This window comes from Bacteroides sp. ET225 (assembly GCF_024733745.1).
Taxonomy (GTDB): domain Bacteria; phylum Bacteroidota; class Bacteroidia; order Bacteroidales; family Bacteroidaceae; genus Phocaeicola; species Phocaeicola excrementipullorum.
The window spans coordinates 61,244-78,106 of the sequence record NZ_JANRHN010000006.1 but is presented as its reverse complement, the minus strand read 5'-3'; the positions used below and the strand labels follow the sequence as shown (position 1 = coordinate 78,106).

At 50.8% G+C, this 16,863-nt stretch carries 17 protein-coding genes; 10 read left to right on the top strand and 7 right to left on the bottom strand.

Going from position 1 to position 16,863, the window contains the following annotated elements; genetic code table 11:
- Positions 1 to 4 precede the first annotated feature (4 nt).
- Entirely contained in the window at positions 5 to 457 is a 453-nt protein-coding gene (locus tag NW212_RS04480) for a DUF4293 domain-containing protein (RefSeq protein ID WP_258337443.1), read from the top strand.
- A 119-nt stretch (positions 458 to 576) separates the two neighbouring features.
- On the opposite strand, the gene NW212_RS04475 is transcribed toward NW212_RS04480, so the two are convergent.
- Positions 577 to 1,068 carry a pyridoxamine 5'-phosphate oxidase family protein gene (locus NW212_RS04475; RefSeq protein ID WP_258337442.1) on the bottom strand — a complete coding sequence of 164 codons (492 nt, stop codon included), beginning with the start codon at positions 1,066 to 1,068 and terminating at the stop codon, positions 577 to 579.
- An 11-nt stretch (positions 1,069 to 1,079) separates the two neighbouring features.
- Positions 1,080 to 2,255, bottom strand: coding sequence for an iron-containing alcohol dehydrogenase (locus tag NW212_RS04470; protein WP_258337441.1), 1,176 nt, complete (start codon positions 2,253 to 2,255; stop codon positions 1,080 to 1,082).
- Positions 2,256 to 2,439: 184 nt separating this feature from the next.
- On the opposite strand from NW212_RS04470, the gene NW212_RS04465 reads away from it, so the two are divergent.
- A complete protein-coding gene (locus tag NW212_RS04465; protein ID WP_258337440.1) occupies positions 2,440 to 2,808 on the top strand; it encodes an MmcQ/YjbR family DNA-binding protein in 369 nt (122 codons plus the stop codon).
- 97 nt (positions 2,809 to 2,905) lie between these two features.
- On the opposite strand, the gene NW212_RS04460 is transcribed toward NW212_RS04465, so the two are convergent.
- From NW212_RS04460 to NW212_RS04450, 3 genes are all read right to left on the bottom strand, one after another.
- Positions 2,906 to 4,291, bottom strand: a complete 1,386-nt coding sequence (locus NW212_RS04460) for an aldo/keto reductase (protein ID WP_258337439.1) — start codon at positions 4,289 to 4,291, stop codon at positions 2,906 to 2,908.
- Between the two features lie 73 nt (positions 4,292 to 4,364).
- Positions 4,365 to 5,861, bottom strand: coding sequence for a 4Fe-4S binding protein (locus tag NW212_RS04455; protein ID WP_258337438.1), 1,497 nt, complete (start codon positions 5,859 to 5,861; stop codon positions 4,365 to 4,367).
- Between the two features lie 95 nt (positions 5,862 to 5,956).
- Positions 5,957 to 7,246 (bottom strand): O-acetylhomoserine aminocarboxypropyltransferase/cysteine synthase family protein, encoded by a 1,290-nt coding sequence (locus NW212_RS04450; RefSeq protein WP_258337437.1) that lies wholly within the window; start codon positions 7,244 to 7,246, stop codon positions 5,957 to 5,959.
- 332 nt (positions 7,247 to 7,578) lie between these two features.
- Here NW212_RS04450 and NW212_RS04445 point away from each other — a divergent pair, with 332 nt between their 5' ends.
- Positions 7,579 to 8,040: an Lrp/AsnC family transcriptional regulator gene (locus NW212_RS04445; protein ID WP_258337436.1), complete on the top strand. Its 462-nt coding sequence runs from the start codon at positions 7,579 to 7,581 to the stop codon at positions 8,038 to 8,040.
- Positions 8,041 to 8,189: 149 nt separating this feature from the next.
- On the opposite strand, the gene NW212_RS04440 is transcribed toward NW212_RS04445, so the two are convergent.
- Positions 8,190 to 9,443, bottom strand: coding sequence for an alpha-L-fucosidase (locus NW212_RS04440; protein ID WP_258337517.1), 1,254 nt, complete (start codon positions 9,441 to 9,443; stop codon positions 8,190 to 8,192).
- Positions 9,444 to 9,614: 171 nt separating this feature from the next.
- Here NW212_RS04440 and NW212_RS04435 point away from each other — a divergent pair, with 171 nt between their 5' ends.
- Complete coding sequence (locus NW212_RS04435) at positions 9,615 to 10,709, top strand: Nif3-like dinuclear metal center hexameric protein (RefSeq protein WP_258337435.1); 1,095 nt, start codon at positions 9,615 to 9,617, stop codon at positions 10,707 to 10,709.
- Positions 10,710 to 10,715: 6 nt separating this feature from the next.
- A complete protein-coding gene (locus tag NW212_RS04430; protein ID WP_258337434.1) occupies positions 10,716 to 11,510 on the top strand; it encodes a zinc ribbon domain-containing protein in 795 nt (264 codons plus the stop codon).
- 63 nt (positions 11,511 to 11,573) lie between these two features.
- On the opposite strand, the gene NW212_RS04425 is transcribed toward NW212_RS04430, so the two are convergent.
- Positions 11,574 to 12,032: a type I restriction enzyme HsdR N-terminal domain-containing protein gene (locus tag NW212_RS04425; RefSeq protein WP_258337433.1), complete on the bottom strand. Its 459-nt coding sequence runs from the start codon at positions 12,030 to 12,032 to the stop codon at positions 11,574 to 11,576.
- A gap of 54 nt (positions 12,033 to 12,086) precedes the next feature.
- On the opposite strand from NW212_RS04425, the gene NW212_RS04420 reads away from it, so the two are divergent.
- From NW212_RS04420 to NW212_RS04400, 5 genes are all read left to right on the top strand, one after another.
- Positions 12,087 to 12,863 (top strand): AMP nucleosidase, encoded by a 777-nt coding sequence (locus NW212_RS04420; protein WP_258337432.1) that lies wholly within the window; start codon positions 12,087 to 12,089, stop codon positions 12,861 to 12,863.
- A 2-nt stretch (positions 12,864 to 12,865) separates the two neighbouring features.
- On the top strand, positions 12,866 to 13,879 hold the full coding sequence (holA, locus tag NW212_RS04415) for a DNA polymerase III subunit delta (protein WP_258337431.1): 1,014 nt from the start codon (positions 12,866 to 12,868) through the stop codon (positions 13,877 to 13,879).
- 670 nt (positions 13,880 to 14,549) lie between these two features.
- Positions 14,550 to 15,002, top strand: a complete 453-nt coding sequence (locus NW212_RS04410; protein ID WP_258337430.1) for a helix-turn-helix transcriptional regulator — start codon at positions 14,550 to 14,552, stop codon at positions 15,000 to 15,002.
- 83 nt (positions 15,003 to 15,085) lie between these two features.
- Complete coding sequence (locus NW212_RS04405; RefSeq protein WP_258337429.1) at positions 15,086 to 15,862, top strand: dihydroorotate dehydrogenase electron transfer subunit; 777 nt, start codon at positions 15,086 to 15,088, stop codon at positions 15,860 to 15,862.
- Positions 15,850 to 16,761, top strand: a complete 912-nt coding sequence (locus tag NW212_RS04400; RefSeq protein WP_258337428.1) for a dihydroorotate dehydrogenase — start codon at positions 15,850 to 15,852, stop codon at positions 16,759 to 16,761. Before NW212_RS04405 ends, NW212_RS04400 begins: the two co-directional genes overlap by 13 nt.
- Positions 16,762 to 16,863 lie beyond the last annotated feature (102 nt).

Sequence of the window (16,863 nt, the reverse complement as noted above, 5' to 3'; positions counted from 1 at the left end):
TTCTATGATACAGAGAATTCAAACGGTTTATCTGCTGCTCGTGGCTGTTCTCATGATTGTGGCGATGGCTTTGCCGGTGGGCAGTTTCTATACGGTAACGGATGTGTTCGGGATGACGAACCTTTACTATACGCTTCCTGACGGCACGATGAACTATTCTTCGTGCGTGCTGTTCATCCTTCTGGCCGTTGCAGCTGTCGTATCAATCATCACGATATTCCTTTATCGGAAACGGAAGCGCCAGATCCGGCTTACTGTCATGAACTCTATCGTTCTGGTGGCATATTATCTGGCGGCAATTTATTTTATCCTGAGCGCAGAAGGACAGGATGACAGCGGATTTGTGCCGTCGTGGTCATTGTGTCTTCCTTTGATAAGCATCATCTTGAACTGGCTTGCCATCCGTGCCATTGACAAGGATGAAATGCTGGTGAAGTCTTACGACAGAATACGTTGACGGATTTATCCGGATTTGTCTGTCCGGAAACCGTTGAATACAAAAAGCGCAGAAGTGCCGATGCAGCGTACTTCTGCGCTTTTCCGTTTTGCCGCTTCTTGCAAGCGGCAGGAAGAAAATCAAAGGCCGGTTCGTTTGCACTTGGCACTGATCTTCTCGATGTCGAGGCGGATAATCTCTGTTCTGGCAAACGATTTGTTTGCATATTCTATCCCTCTCATCTTGTCGTTCGGGGAGTATTTGCTTAAAAGAAGTGACAGGGCAGACATGCGTTCGGCTTCGTGGAGGCTGCGGTGAGCCGTGCATTCAAGTATCACGCTTTCATAGGCAGCGGTAAACTTTTCCGGTATCACTTTGGTTCTGCCGACAATGCAGAAGGATACGTTGGGACATTTGTCGATACATTCCAGCTTCCTTCCGGCAGGAGCGCAATGCAGGTAAATGGAATTTCCCCGGTCCCATACATAGTTGATAGGGACTCCGTATGCACCGTTTCCGCCTGCATCCTGCATGGAAAGCACGCCGTATTCTCCCTCTTTGATGATCTCCATCGCTCTTTCCTCGTCCAGCAGCCTGTCCTGGCGCCGTATGTTGTCATTGCTGAATATCATGCTGTAGCGTTTTAAAGGTTGGCTGTTTCATAAATCTGTCTTGTGGCCTGACGGTCGAGCTTGACATAATTGCCCACAAATTCCCCCTTGTTTTCATGCAGCCTGCATACCAGTGCGCTGATATCCGGGTTCTCAATCCCAAGCTCCCTGAATGTAGTCGGCATACCGATTTCATGCAGGAACGCTTTCATCCGTGCCACTCCCTCGAGAGCCATCGCTTTTTTGTCTTCCGACGCGGGTACATCCCACACCCGGTTGGCAAACTGAGCTACTTTCCTCACGTTGTGGTCGGCCATATAAGTCAGCCATGCCGGGAAAATGACAGCCAGTCCCGCGCCGTGCGTCACATCATAAAGTGCGCTCACTTCGTGTTCCATAAAATGTGAAGCCCAGTCTTCTTCGCATCCTACGCCGCATATGCCGTTATGAGCAATGGTTCCCGCCCACATGATGTTGGCCCGTGCCCCGTAGTTTTCGGGTTCCTTGATCACTGTGAGCGCTTCCTTGATAATGGCTTTCAGGGTGCCTTCACACAAGCGGTCGGTTACTTCCGTATCAGCCGTGTTGGTGAAATAGCGTTCCATGATGTGTGCCATCATGTCGGTGATGCCGCTTGCCGTCTGCCATGCGGGAAGCGTGTAGGTGAGTTCCGGATTCATTACAGCAAATGCCGGGCGGAGAACCTCGGGAGTGCGCAGGCTTAATTTCTTCAGTCCGTCTGTCTTTGTGATGACCGAATTGCCGGAACCTTCGCTTCCGGCTGCAGGGATGGTAAGCACAACGCCGATGCGCAAAGCCTTTTCCGGTACGGCTTTTCCTGTGAAAAAGTCCCAGAAGTCGCCGTCGTAGGGTATACCTGCCGCTATGGCCTTGGCCGTATCAATGACTGATCCTCCGCCTACGGGCAGCAGAAAATCCACCTTCTCGCGTCTGCCCAGTCCGATACCTTCATACACTTTCGGGTCAGTCGGATTCGGTTGCACGCCGCCCATCTCGACATGCGCGATGCCTTCCTTGTCCAAAGATTCTTTAACCCGTTCCAGCAGGCCGCTTCTCAATACGGAACCTCCGCCGAATACAATCAGCGCTTTCGTTCCATGAAATTTCTTTACCAGTGCACCGGTCTGCAGTTCCGTTTCTTTACCAAATACAAACTCGGTGGGACTGTAAAACATAAAGTTATTCATACACTTTCTGTAAAATTAAACGATTCATTGAAAGCAAAGTTAGGAAAAATCTGCGAAATAATGGCAGGGAGCAGGTGATTTGTATTTTTAGATAGGATGCGGCTCGGCATAAAAAATCAAGCAAGTTTGTTTTTCTGCTTTCGCCTTTCAACTATTTTTGCAGAAATTCAACTGCGGAAACATCATGAATGTAGAAGACTTCAGAACCTATTGTCTTTCATTGCCCGGAGTGACGGAACGGATGCCTTTCACTGCGGTAAAAGACCGCTATAGCCGGGATGTGCTGTGCTTTTATGTGGGGAGCAAGTGGTTTTGCTATGTGAACATAGAAGTGTTCGACCGGTGTTGCGTCAAGTCATCGGCAGACGACGCTGAAGACCTGCGCGAGCGGTATGCCGGAATCCGTCCGGCATGGCACATGAACAAGCGTCTGTGGAACGATGTCTATTTTGACAGCGATGTGCCGGATGTGCTAGTACGGGAACTTGTGCGCAGGTCGTATGAGCTTGTCCGGGCCTCTCTCCCCAAAAAGGAACGGGACGCACTGCTATGACAAGCGCAAAGACAAGGTACATACGGTGACGGATAAGGAAATCTCCTCCCTGTTTCCCGCGTGTCCCCTGTCTTTGCTTCTTGTCTTGCGAATCACTTTATAAAGTCTGCTGCTTCAGACGCTCCACAAAATGGTCGATGCGGTGCAGTTCTGCCGGAATGTCGATCCGTTGCGGACAATGCGGACTGCACTGGTTGCAGCCGATGCAGTGGTTTGCCTGCCTCAATTTAGGAACGCTCCGGTCATATCCGATGAGGTAAGCGCGGCGGGCACGGCGGTAGTCTGCATCCTGCGAGCTTTCGGGAATGTTTCCTTCGTTCAGGCATTTGTTGTAGTGGAGAAGAATGGCGGGGATGTCTATTCCATACGGGCAGGGCATGCAATACTTGCAGTCGTTGCAGGGGATTGTGTCAAACTGCATCATCCGGTCTGCTGCCCGTTGCAGGAAAGCGAATTCCTCTTCGCTCAACGGATGCAGAGGAGAGTAAGTGTGCAGATTGTCCTGCAAATGTTCCATGCGGGTCATGCCGCTCAGCACCGTCAGCACGTCGGGATGGCTTCCGGCAAATCGGAAAGCCCACGAAGCGACGCTTGCCTCCGGCTCGCGCTGTTTCAGCATGGCGACAATGGGGTCGGGCACGTTCGACAGGCGGCCTCCCAGCAGCGGTTCCATAATGACGACAGGGATGTTGCGCTTTGCCAGTTCATTATACAGGTACTCGGCGTCCGTGTTGCGCGGATTGATTTGCTTGGCATATTTCCAGTCGAGATAGTTCATTTGGATCTGCGCAAAATCCCAGTGATACTTGTCGTGCTCGGCCAGCAGGCGGTCGAACACTTTCACATCGCCGTGGTATGAAAAGCCCAGATTGCGGATGCGCCCGGCCTTGCGTTCGGCGAGCAGGAAGTCCAGCATGCCGTTGTCAATAAAGCGGTGTTCATACTCTTCCATTCCGCTGCCCATTCCGACACCGTGCAGCAGCAGGTAGTCGATATAGTCAGTCTGAAGCTCCTTCAGCGAATTGCGGTATATTGCGATGGAACCTTCCTTCGTCCATGTGGCAGGAGCGAAATTCGACATTTTGGTTGCAATAAAATAAGTATTGCGCGGATGGCGGCTCAGCGCGATGCCCGTAGCATGTTCCGATTTTCCCCGGCAATAGGCAGGCGACGTGTCAAAATAGTTCACGCCGTGCGCCAGGGCATAGTCCACCAGTTCGTTCACCATTTCCTGATCTATTTCCTCATTGCCCTCTCTCGCGCTGCGTCCGCCCACCGAAGGCAGGCGCATCATTCCAAATCCGAGCAAGGATACCTTGTCGCCCGTCGAAGGGTTGGTGCGGTATGTCATTTGTCCTTCCGGTATATCTGTCCGGACTGTCTGTGACGTGCTGTTGCCGCAAGCCGCCATTCCGGCCGCCGCTCCTGCCGTTCCCATCATCTTCAGGAAACTGCGGCGGGAGATGTTGTTCTTTTCATTCATAGGGTTTGCTGTGTTTTTATGATTTGGCGGGAAAATGTTCTTTTGACATGTTTCTGTCGGATATTCAGGCTGCTCAGATCGTGCGGTGCACCTTATGTCCTTCGACATAGATTGCGCTAAAGGGGCGTGCCGGACAGAGATTCTCGCAGGCTCCGCAACCGATGCACCGCTCTTCGTTCACAACCGGAATCTTTGGCGAACCGGGGTCGCCGGCATCCGAAGGCACCATCTGAATGGCACCGGCAGGACAGTGCCGGGCACAGTTTCCGCATTCTACTCCGTCGGTGAGCGGCACGCAGTTTTTCTTTATCCATACGGCATGGCCTATCTGCATGGCAGACTTGTCCGCAAGTGTGATCGGGCGTATTGCTCCAGCCGGACAGACATCGCTGCATCGCGTACATTCCGGGCGGCAGTAACCGCGTTCGTAGCTCATTTCAGGCTGCATCAGGTCGGCAGCGGGACGAAGCACTTGGTTAGGACATGCCGACACGCACAGCTGGCAGGCGGTGCAGTGCCGGGCAAAATGCTGCGCGCTCCATGCACCCGGCGGCACGACAGGCGTATTGCGGTGAGGAATCTGTTTGTCTTTGATGATTGCCAGTCCGCCGTCTACCTTCTTTTCCTGTGCCTTCAAGGTAACGGCTGCTGTCACCAGAGCGGTTGCGGTAAGGAAGCTGCGCCGGGACGCCCCTTCGCCTTTGTCTGTGGGGGGAGTTTCCGGTTCCGTTTTCCTGATGCTCTTCTTGCGGAAGGAAGCCGGAGAAAAACTGATGGCTCCCTTGTGGCATTTGCCGATGCAGTCCATGCAGGCCACGCAGCGGCTGTAATCGATGCAGTGGCGGGAGATGTCGATGCACGAAGCCTTGCAGTTACGGGCGCACAGCTTGCAGTTTACACACTTGTCGGTGTCAATCACAGGCTTCAGCCACGACCACCGGGCGAAGAATCCCAGTACGGTTCCTACCGGACAGATTGTGTTGCAGTATGTCCGTCCGTTCCGCCACGCCAGCGTGCATATTATAATAAAGGTAAGCGCCGCAATCACGAAAGTCGGCACACTCTTCAGCCATACTTCCGTTTCGTAAAAGGCATAGCTGCCGGCACGTTCGGCAAAATAAGCCAGCAGGTTGTTGCACCATCCGTAAAGCGGAGCGAAGAGGTTGCCCGCTATCCGTCCGTACGAACTGTAGGGAGCGATCAGTGCTGCCAGCGAACCGGCTCCGGCCAGCATTGCAGCTATAAATAGAATCAGCACACCGCCGCGCAGCCACTGTCTGGCAGGAGAGAAAGTGTAGCGGTTCTTTTTCTGCTTCTTTCCGAACCATGCCGCTACGTCCTGCATCACGCCCAGCGGACAGATGACAGAACAGTACACTCGTCCGAAGACAAGGGTAAGCAGCAGAAGAAATACAACAGCTCCGGCATTCAGCGCCAATACCGCCGGCAAGAATTGTAGTTTTGCCGTCCATCCCAGCCATGCGTGCACCGTTCCGGTAAAGTCAAGGAACAGCAGCGTGATGGCAGCAAAGAACAGAACAGCGAGCGTCAATCTGATTTTACGTAACATATCGGCTTGATTTTTGTTTGATTGCAAAAATAGCGCGGAAGAATTGAACTCGCTGTACACAAATTACAGATATTAGCACCCGTTTTACAGATGGTTCACACTTTCTCCAATGCCTGGCTCAGATCGGCAAGCAGGTCTTCGATGTGTTCTGTGCCGACAGACAGGCGGACGGTGGCGGGCGTGATATGCTGTTCGGCAAGCTCTTCGGGCGAAAGCTGCGAATGTGTGGTGGTGGCGGGATGGATGACGAGGCTCTTCACGTCGGCCACGTTTGCCAGCAGCGAGAATATCTCCAGCGAGTCGATGAAACGCCAGGCTTCCGCTTGCCCTCCTTTGATTTCGAAGGTGAAGATGCTGCCTCCGCCATTAGGGAAGTAGCGGGTGTAAAGGCTGTGGCAGGGATGTCCGGGCAGCGACGGATGATTGACCTGCTTCACCTTGGGATGACGGTGCAAGAAATCCGCCACCTGCAAGGCGTTGGCAACATGCCGTTCCACACGGAGCGAAAGGGTTTCCAGTCCCTGCAGCAGCAGGAAGGCGTGAAAGGGCGAGAGCGCGGCTCCCGTGTCGCGCAGCAGGACCGCACGGATGCGCGTGACAAATGCGGCTTTGCCTGCCACGTCGGCAAACACCGCTCCGTGGTAGCAGGGTTCGGGCTTGGCCAGCGTGGGGAACTTGTCGGGATATGCCGCCCAGTCAAATGTGCCGCCGTCCACGATGACTCCTCCCAAGGCTGTGCCGTGTCCGCCGATGAACTTTGTCGCAGAGTGTACCACGATGTCGGCTCCGTGCTCGATGGGCCGGATCAGAAAAGGAGTGCCGAAGGTGTTGTCGATGATGAGCGGGACATGATGGCGGTGCGCTACAGCAGCCACGCCCTGTATGTCGGTCACTTCCGAGTTGGGGTTTCCGAAAGTTTCGGCGAATACAGCCTTCGTTTCCGGGCGGATGGCGGCATCAAGGGCATTGAGATCGTTTACGTTCACAATGCTGCAAGTGATGCCCGTTGCAGCCAGCGTATGCACAATCAGGTTGTACGAGCCGCCGTAGAGGTTGTCTGCCGCTACAATGTGGTCGCCCGGGCGGAGCAGGTTCTGCAGCGCGTAGGTCACAGCAGCCGCTCCCGAGGCCACAGCCAGTGCCGCTACACCTCCTTCGAGTGCGGCCATGCGGGTTTCCAGGGCAGCTTGGGTGTCATTGGTCAGCCGTCCGTAGATATTGCCTGCATCGCGCAGGGCAAAACGGTCTGCCGCATGTTGGGAGTTGCGGAATACATACGAAGTAGTTTGATAGATAGGAACGGCACGGGCACCCGTTGTGGGGTCGGGCAGTTCTTGCCCGGCATGCAGTTGCAGCGTTTCAAAATGCAGGTTTCTTGTTTTCATACAATTTGTTTTTATGTTGTTTGTTTTATTCTCTGCAAAGAAAGACATTGCAGGAATTTTATGCAATATCTGTAGTAAATTTGGAAAATATAGCTATTTTTGCCTTTACTTTTAGAATAAATATATGGCGAACGGTGCGGATGCACCTTCCCGGCAGAATAATGTCCTTTCGTGAATGGCTGCCGTTTAAAGATATATATCTTCAGTCTGGAGATAAATTTGCCGGAAAGACAAGCGGATTTTTTTCTGGAAACGTTTTCCGCCGGAAGTCGTTTCTTGTTCAGAATCTGCCGACAAGCATTTGCAGGGATTAACTTGAACTTTTATATCATATGGAAACGTTAGACAAAACCGATTTGCAGATTCTCCGCACGCTTCAGGAGAATGCCCGGCTGACAATCAAGGAGCTTGCAGCCCGGGTCAGCCTTTCGTCCACGCCGGTGTTCGAGCGGCTCAAACGCCTGGAGGCTGGCGGATACATAAAGAAATACATAGCGGTGCTTGATGCGGAAAAGCTTAACCGCGGCTTTGTGGTGTTCTGCCACGTCAAGATGGACCGTCTGAACCGTGAGATTGCGCAGGAGTTCAGCCGCATTGTCCGTGACATTCCGGAAGTGACGGAATGCTATAACATTTCCGGCAGCTTTGACTACCTGCTCAAAATCCATGCTCCGGACATGAAGTATTATCAGAAATTCGTGCTGAATGTGCTGGGAACGATCGAACACCTCGCTTCGCTGGAAAGCGTGTTTGTGATGGACGAGGTAAAGCATGCATATGGGATACGGGTGTGAATCAGTCCGGCTCTGCCGGAAGAGGTAGCCGCAGCACGGAAACGGGCTTCTTTCCGGCCCGGAATGGCGGAACGGGAGCGGTGCGGAGTTGCAGCGCAAGGCAGAAACAGCATGAGGCGCGCTCCTCCGCACCGCCGGTTCCGGCGGAATCATTTCATGGTCAGTTCAACGATATAGTCTACACTGTCGGGCACTTCGCCGAGGTTCAGCAGGACGCCTTCCTTCGACTGCCTGAAATCCACTTTCTTGTCTGTTCCGAAAACCGTTGCGCGGGCAATCTTCCGGCTTATCGGCAGAAAGAGGGAAGCGTCAGACAATGAGAGAATGTGGACATACTGCTTGTTGCCTTTCTGTGTCGTCACTCCCCACGGGCGTTCGGGCACATCGCCGGCTGTTGTTCCGTAGACGCTTTCCCCGTTCTGCTCCAGCCATCTGCCTATTCCTTTCAGACGCTCCAGGGCTGCTGCCGGAATGCTTCCGTCGGGCTGGGGACCGATGTTCAGCAGCAGGTTGGCACCTTTGCCGGCTGCGCGTACAAGGTATCTGATCAGATATTCGGTCGACTTGTAGTTCTGGTCCTTGACGCTGTAGCCCCATGATCCGTTCATTGTCTGGCAGGTTTCCAGAGGAAGCTGGCTCACCTCCTGGCCTTCGGAGTATCCGGCGGTGTTCTGTCCGGGAAGATCGCGCTCAAACATCTGGAAGTCTTCTCCGGGGAAAGGTGTCTTGTGGTGGTTGTTGCCTATCAGGCACGAAGGCTTCAGCTTGTGTATCATGCCGTACTGCTCGCCGAGCTGCCAGTCGAACGAGGCGTTCTTGTCCCATACGCCGTCGAACCAGATGGCATCCGGGTCGTAGTTCTGTATAAGTTCGGTCAGCTGGTTGTTCATGAATGCGAAATACGACGGCCAGTCTGCCTTTTTCGGATCTTTCCCGGTTCTTGTTCCCGAGCGTCCCGCAGGATAGTCGTCCCTTGTCCAGTCGATGTGCGAATAATAGAAATGCAGGCGGATTCCGTGACGCTTGCAGGCTTCCGAAAGTTCGCGGACGATATCCTTTCCGTATGGAGTGGCATCCACAATGTCATAATCGGAGTATTTCGTGTCAAACATCGAAAATCCGTCATGGTGCCGGGTGGTGAAGCAGATGTATTTTGCTCCGGCATCCTTGAACGCCTTCACCCATGCGTCCGCATCGAAATTGGCGGGATAGAAGCCCGATGCGGCCTTGGCGTATTCGTCGCGGTTAAGCCCTCCGGTGTTCAGATACCATTCTCCCTGGGCAAACATGCTGTAAATGCCCCAGTGGAGAAAGATCCCGAACTTGCTTTCCGCAAATTCTTTTCTTGCTTCAAGATTCTCTTCTGTCGGCACATACCCTTTCTGGGCATGCGAAAACGGCATATTCAGGAACGAACAGAGGATTCCTGCTGCCAGCCAATAACTTTTTCTCATAAAATATGTTTTGAAAGATTTGTCCTGTCTTGCGATGACAAGCAAAATTAAACAAAAGGAATAAAAAAATTGAATAAATCGCCAAAAGTTCTTACCTTTGCATGAAAATTTTCGCGTGATATGAAAATTAAGGAAGTTATAAGTGCCCTTGAAACATTCGCGCCTCTGCCATTGCAGGACGGATTTGACAATGCCGGACTGCAGATCGGACTGACAGATGCGGAAGCTGCAGGGGCTTTGTTGTGTCTGGACGTTACTGAAGCCGTGGTGGACGAAGCCATCGCTTTGGGATGCAACCTCATCGTTTCCCATCATCCGCTCATATTTAAAGGATACAAGTCCATTGCCGGACGCGATTATGTGGAACGGTGCATCATGAAGGCGATAAAGAATGACATCGTCATCTTTTCCATGCACACCAATCTGGACAACGCTCCGCAGGGGGTGAACTGCAAGATGGCCGAGAAAATCGGACTGACCAACCTGAAGGTGCTGGAGCCGAAAGGGAATATGCTGCTCAAGCTGGTTACGTTTGTGCCGGAAGCTCAGGCGGAAACGGTGCGCCAGGCACTGTTCGAGGCGGGATGCGGATGCATAGGAAACTATGACTCATGCAGCTACAGCGTGGAAGGCAAGGGTACGTTCCGTGCGAATAAGGGCTGCCATCCGTATTGCGGAAAGATCGGAGAGCTTCACACGGAGCCTGAAGTGCGCATCGAAACCGTTTTACCGGCATTCATGGAGAAGAAGGTTCTGAAAACGCTGGCGGAGGTGCATCCTTACGAGGAGCCGGCTTACGACCTTTATCCCTTGCAGAACAGCTGGAGCCAGGTAGGCGCAGGGCTGGTGGGCGAGCTGGAAGAACCGGAAACGGAAGGCGAGTTCCTGAAACGGATAAAGGAGATATTTGAGGCGGGATGCGTGAAGCACTCCCGCATGAGCGGACGCCTCATCAGCAAGGTGGCTCTGTGCGGCGGAGCGGGGGCGTTTCTGCTTCCGAAGGCGGTGCAGGCGCATGCCGATGTCTTCATTACCGGCGAGGTGAAGTATCACGACTATTTCAGCTATGAGAACGATATTCTGATTGCGGAAATAGGGCATTACGAGAGTGAACAATATACGAAAGAAATCTTATATTCAATCATAAGGGAGATGTTCCCGACACTTGAAGTCACTATGACGCGTGTCAATACAAATCCCGTCAAATATCTATAAAAGACTATGGCTAAAGAAGTTAAGAAAGATCCCAGCGAACTGAGCGTGGAAGAAAAACTGAAGGCTCTCTACCTGTTGCAGACCTTGTTGTCTGAAATCGACAAAATTAAGACGCTGAGAGGCGAACTGCCGCTCGAAGTGCAGGACCTGGAAGATGAAGTGACAGGTCTTACCACACGCATCGACAAAATCAAAGGCGAGATTGAAGAACTGAAAACGAACATCGCCAACAAGAAGATTGAAATCGAAGCGGCAAAAGCGTCGATCGAGAAATATAAGGGGCAGCAGGAAAATGTGCGCAACAACCGTGAGTTTGACGTGCTGAGCAAGGAAATCGAATTCCAGACGCTCGAAGTGGAACTTTGCGAAAAGCGCATCAAGGAATATACGGCTGCCGTCAGCGCGAAAGAAGACGAAATCGCCAAGAGCAACGAAGCGCTCGAAGAGAGAGGAAAAGACCTTGAGGTGAAGAAGACGGAGCTTGATGACATCATCTCTGAAACCAAGCAGGAAGAAGAAAAACTGCGCGAAAAGGCCAAGACGGTCGAAGCGACCATCGAGCCGCGCCTGCTTCAGGCCTTCAAGCGTATCCGCAAGAACTCGCACAACGGTCTGGCCATCACTTACGTGCAGCGTGACGCTTGCGGCGGATGCTTCAACAAGATTCCTCCTCAGAAACAGTTGGATATCCGCATGAGAAAGAAAATCATCGTATGCGAATACTGCGGCCGAATCATGATCGACCCGGAACTTGCAGGGGTTGAAGCAGAAAAGCATCTGGATACAAAAATCAGCAGATAAATAATTTTGTGCGGGAGGCTGTTTCAATATGAGAATCCGTTTTCATTTTGAAACAGCCTCTCTTCATTCCTGCGCCAGGTCTGCATATGAGGGAATGTCGGCCAGAAAGCGGTAGCTCCGGGTCTGGTAGTCGATCCGGCAGCAGTAGTGGCTGATTCCGTTGGTCACAATCAGGTAATCTACCTTCAAAACCATATTGTAGCGGGTAATCTGGTCGAATACGTTCTGGGTGATTTCCACATCGGGAGCTTTGTATTCTACAATCATCCGGGGAATAAGGCCGCGGCTGTACAGCACCGTGTCGCACCTCTTTTTAGTACCGTTCAGCGTTATCTGTATCTCGTTGGCCAGAAGTCCGGCAGGAAAATTCTTGTAGCGGACAAGATAGTTCACGAAATGTTGGCGGACCCACTCTTCGGGTGTCAGTGCCACATACTTTTTTCTCAGCGGGTCAAAAATGTAGTTTTTCCCTTCCTTTGCGATAATTTTATGGGGATAAGCAGGTAAGTTTAATGCCAACATTTCGTATTTTTGCGTTTAAAGACAATTTTTCTGTCGCAAAAATACGAAAAGAATATGAAAACCAAGGAAGAAATAGTGGCAAACTGGCTGCCGCGCTACACAAAACGAAGACTGGAGGATTTCGGAGAGTACATTCTGTTGACAAACTTCAACAAATACGTCGAGCTGTTTGCCGCTCATTTCGGAGTTCCCGTACTGGGACATGACGCCAACATGACTTCGGCTCATGCCGAGGATATTACAATCATCAATTTCGGAATGGGCAGTCCCAACGCTGCCATCATCATGGATCTGCTGAGCGCCGTCCATCCGAAAGCCTGTCTTTTTCTCGGCAAATGCGGGGGCATATCAAAAAAGAACAGAATTGGCGATTTCATCCTTCCCATCGCTGCCATACGGGGAGAAGGCACTTCAAACGACTATTATCCTCCCGAAGTTCCGGCATTGCCTGCGTTCATGCTTCAGCGTGCCGTGTCGTCTGCCATCCGTGACCATGCCCGCGACTACTGGACCGGGACGGTGTATACCACCAACAGAAGAATATGGGAACATGATGAAGCATTCAAGAACTACCTGCTCAAGACTCGGGCGATGGCGGTAGATATGGAAACCGCCACGCTTTTCACATGCGGATTCGCAAACCACATACCGACGGGGGCATTGCTGCTCGTATCCGACCAGCCGATGATTCCTGAAGGAATCAAGACTGAGGAGAGCGATTCGCTCGTGACAAGAAACTTTGTCACTGAACATGTGGAAATCGGAATCTCCGCCCTCCGCATGATCATTGAAGAAAAGAAAACCGTAAAACACCTGAAATTTGACTGGTAAGAATGAAAGAAACTACTTACGAAGAAATCGTGCGCAACCTCAAGAACCGTGTCTACGCTCCCGTATATTTTCTGATGGGTGAAGAAGACTATTATATCGACCGCATCAGCGACTATATCCTGGATACCGTTCTGACGGAAACTGAAAAGGAGTTCAACCAGACCGTCCTGTTCGGAACGGATACGGATATGGCTGCGATAATCAATGCGGCGAGGCGCTATCCGATGATGTCGGAACACCAGGTCGTAGTGGTCAAGGAAGCGCAGGGGTTGAGAAATCTGGACGACCTGACTTATTATCTGCAAAAGCCTCTGCTTTCCACGATTCTCGTGTTCTGCTACAAGCACGGTTCGCTGGACAGGAGAAAGAAGATTGTAGCCGAGATTGAGAAGCACGGCGTGCTTTTTGAATCGAAAAAACTCAAGGACAGCCAGCTCCCCGGATTCATCTCTTCGTATCTGAAGCGCAAGAAGATCGAAATCGAGCCTAAGGCTTCCGAGATGATGGCGGAGTTCATAGGGGCCGACCTTAACAGGATGGCGGGAGAACTGGAAAAGCTTGTCATTACGCTCCCATCGGGACAGCGGCGGATTACTCCGGAACAGATTGAACGGAACATAGGAATCAGCAAGGATTACAACAACTTCGAACTGAGAAGCGCTCTCATTGCGAAAGATGTGCTTAAGGCAAACCAGATAATCAAGTATTTCGGGGAAAATCCCAAAAACAACCCGCTGCAGATGACGCTCGCCGTACTCTTTAATTTCTTTTCAAATCTGATGCTCGCGTATTATGCGCCTCAGAGAAACGAACAGGGAATCGCAGCGTTTCTCGGACTCCGCTCTCCCTGGCAAGCAAAGGATTATATGGCTGCCATGCAGAAGTTTTCGGGAAACAAGGTGCTGCAGATTATCAGTGCCATACGCAACTGTGATGCCAAATCGAAGGGTGTGGGGAATCCTTCGATATCCGATGAAGATCTGCTCCGGGACCTGGTCTTCTTCATTTTGCACTAAACCGGAATCTAAAGAACAGCAGTACGCATTTGCCGGATTGCCAACACAGGGAGATGCGTATTGCTGTTTCCATTTCTACGCCACCATATCTGGAAGTACAAAGGCAGCTCTGACAAATAAAAAATAGGACACTTTCTAATAATAAACATAATTTACATATGTAATCAGAATGCTTCTAAAAAATATGCTTTACATATGTATCTAATAATTTTTTATTCCATTTGTAATAAAAGGGTAGGGGATTGTGTATGTTTGTCAAATGTAAAGATGGAAATTTGCTTCTATATATTACTGTAAACCAATTGATTGCATTTGTAAAACGCATAAAGATACAACGAGTGAATATGATGATATAGTATTATAAACCAGCCATTTACTTCCTTTATCTCAAGTGTAGTTTAAAGATTGAGGTACAACAGGCGTATACATCGGTAAACTGAAGCGGAAATGTATTGGTTTTACATAAATAATTATCTAATAACCATGTTGTTATGCTAAAAACTGAAACTTATTCAATATGCCTTCACAGATGTATTTACACATGTAAATAATACAGATGTATTGATACGTATACATCTGTATTATACAAATATAAACAAACAAGGGTTTGCATTTATAAAACTAAATTCTTACTTTTGTAACTGCGTTAACGCTCAAATTCCAAATGTAAATGAAGGACAGAATCTATAAAATCATGCAAAATGAAGGATTGACCAATGCTGAATTTGCAGAAAAGCTGGGCATTTCTACGTCTTCGCTTTCGCACATTTTCAGCGGGAGAAACAATCCGAGCCTGGAGGTCGTAATGCGTATACACAAGGCGTGTCCTTATGTGAATCTCAATTGGCTGCTTTATGGCGAGGGACAGATGAAAGAAGAGGAAAATCCGGTTCCGGATCTGTTTGCATCAGGCAACAGAACGGCCGAGAATGCGGAAATCGCGCGCAACCCTTCGGGCGGTGCTGATTTTTCCAGGGAAAACGCCTCAGACAATCATGTTTTTCCACCTAAAGAAACTGTAATTGAGAAGATTAAGTACATCGAAAAGCCGCAGCCGAAAATCTCTGAAATAAGAATTTTTTTCGACAACGGCACATTCGAAGTGTTCCGGCCTGAAAAATGACCCGTCAGACAAGCCCGAAGTTCTTCTGTAATTGGCTGCAAATGCTTATCTTTGCATTCCAGAACTGAATTTATCTGACTTGTATGAAAAAATATGTTTTAGACCTTACGGTTACGGAAAATCTCAGCTTGCATGCCAATTATGTATTGATCAAGCTGACTCAAGACGCGCCTTTGCCTGAAATGCTGCCCGGACAGTTTGCCGAGATACGCATCGACGGCTCCAGCACGACTTTTCTGCGGCGGCCCATCTCTATCAATTTTGTGGACAGGGAAAAGAATGAAGTCTGGTTTCTTGTACAGCTCGTGGGCGACGGAACCCGCAAGCTGGCTACAGTGAAGAAAGGCGACACAGTGAACGCGGTGCTTCCGCTGGGGAACGGATTCAGCGTGCTTTCCGACTGCACGAAGAAAGTGCTTCTTGTGGGCGGAGGTGTAGGCACTGCCCCGATGCTTTATTTCGGGAAAGTTCTTGCTGAAAAGGGATTCAAGCCTGTATTTCTGTTGGGAGCGCGCTCTAAAAACGACCTGCTTCAGCTTGAGCAGTTTGCCGCCTATGGAGAAGTGTTCACCACCACAGAAGACGGAAGCGCTGGAGAGAAAGGATACGTTACGATGCACAGCATCCTGCAGCGGGAGAAGTTTGACATGATATACACCTGCGGCCCGAAGCCTATGATGGTAGCGGTGGCCAGATACGCCAAAGCAAACGGCATCGAATGCGAAGTGTCGCTGGAGAACACGATGGCCTGCGGCGTGGGAGCTTGCCTGTGCTGCGTTGAAAAGACCGATGAGGGGCATGTGTGTGTATGCAAAGAAGGTCCGGTATTTAATATAAAGAAATTGTTATGGCAGATTTAAAAGTAAAGATAGGACAACTGGAAATGAAGAATCCGGTGATGACGGCATCGGGTACATTCGGTTATGGACTGGAGTTTCAGGATTTCGTCAATCTGGAAGATATAGGCGGAATCATCGTCAAGGGAACCACACTTCTGCCGAGGGAGGGAAACCCGTATCCGCGCATGGCAGAAACTCCCATGGGGATGCTGAATGCGGTGGGGCTTCAGAACAAGGGCGTGCACTATTTTGCAGATCACATCTATCCCCAGATCAAGGACATCAAGACCAACATGATTGTGAATGTTTCGGGGTCGCAGGTGGAGGATTACGCTGAAACGGCATCCATCATCAACGAACTGGAGCATATTCCGGCAATCGAGCTGAACATTTCCTGCCCGAACGTGAAGCAGGGAGGAATGGCATTCGGCGTTTCGGCACACGGAGCGGCAGAGGTGGTGAGCGCTGTCCGCAAGGTCTACAAGAAGACGCTGATCGTAAAACTCTCTCCGAATGTGACGGACATTGCAGAGATAGCACGCGCCGTTGAAGGCGCCGGAGCCGACAGCGTTTCGCTCATCAACACCCTGCTGGGAATGGCGATTGATGCAGAAAAGCGCAAGCCGGTTCTGTCGACTGTTACCGGGGGCATGAGCGGTGCCGCCGTAAAGCCTATCGCACTGCGCATGGTATGGCAGGTGGCCAAAGCCGTGAAGATTCCGGTGATCGGGCTCGGCGGCATCATGAACTGGCGCGATGCCGTGGAGTTCCTGCTGGCGGGAGCGTCGGCCGTCCAGATCGGGACAGCCAATTTCATTGATCCGGCCGTAACGGTCAAGGTTGTAGCCGGAATAAACGATTACCTTGAGCGTCACGGCTACGCTTCCGTAGAGGACATTGTCGGAGCTTTGGAGGTATAATACCGGACATTGACAACGCAATTTCTGTTTTAAGATAAAAGAGGCTCTTTCAAAGATGAATGCTGATTTTCATTTTGAAAGAGCCTCTTTTTATACCTTCTT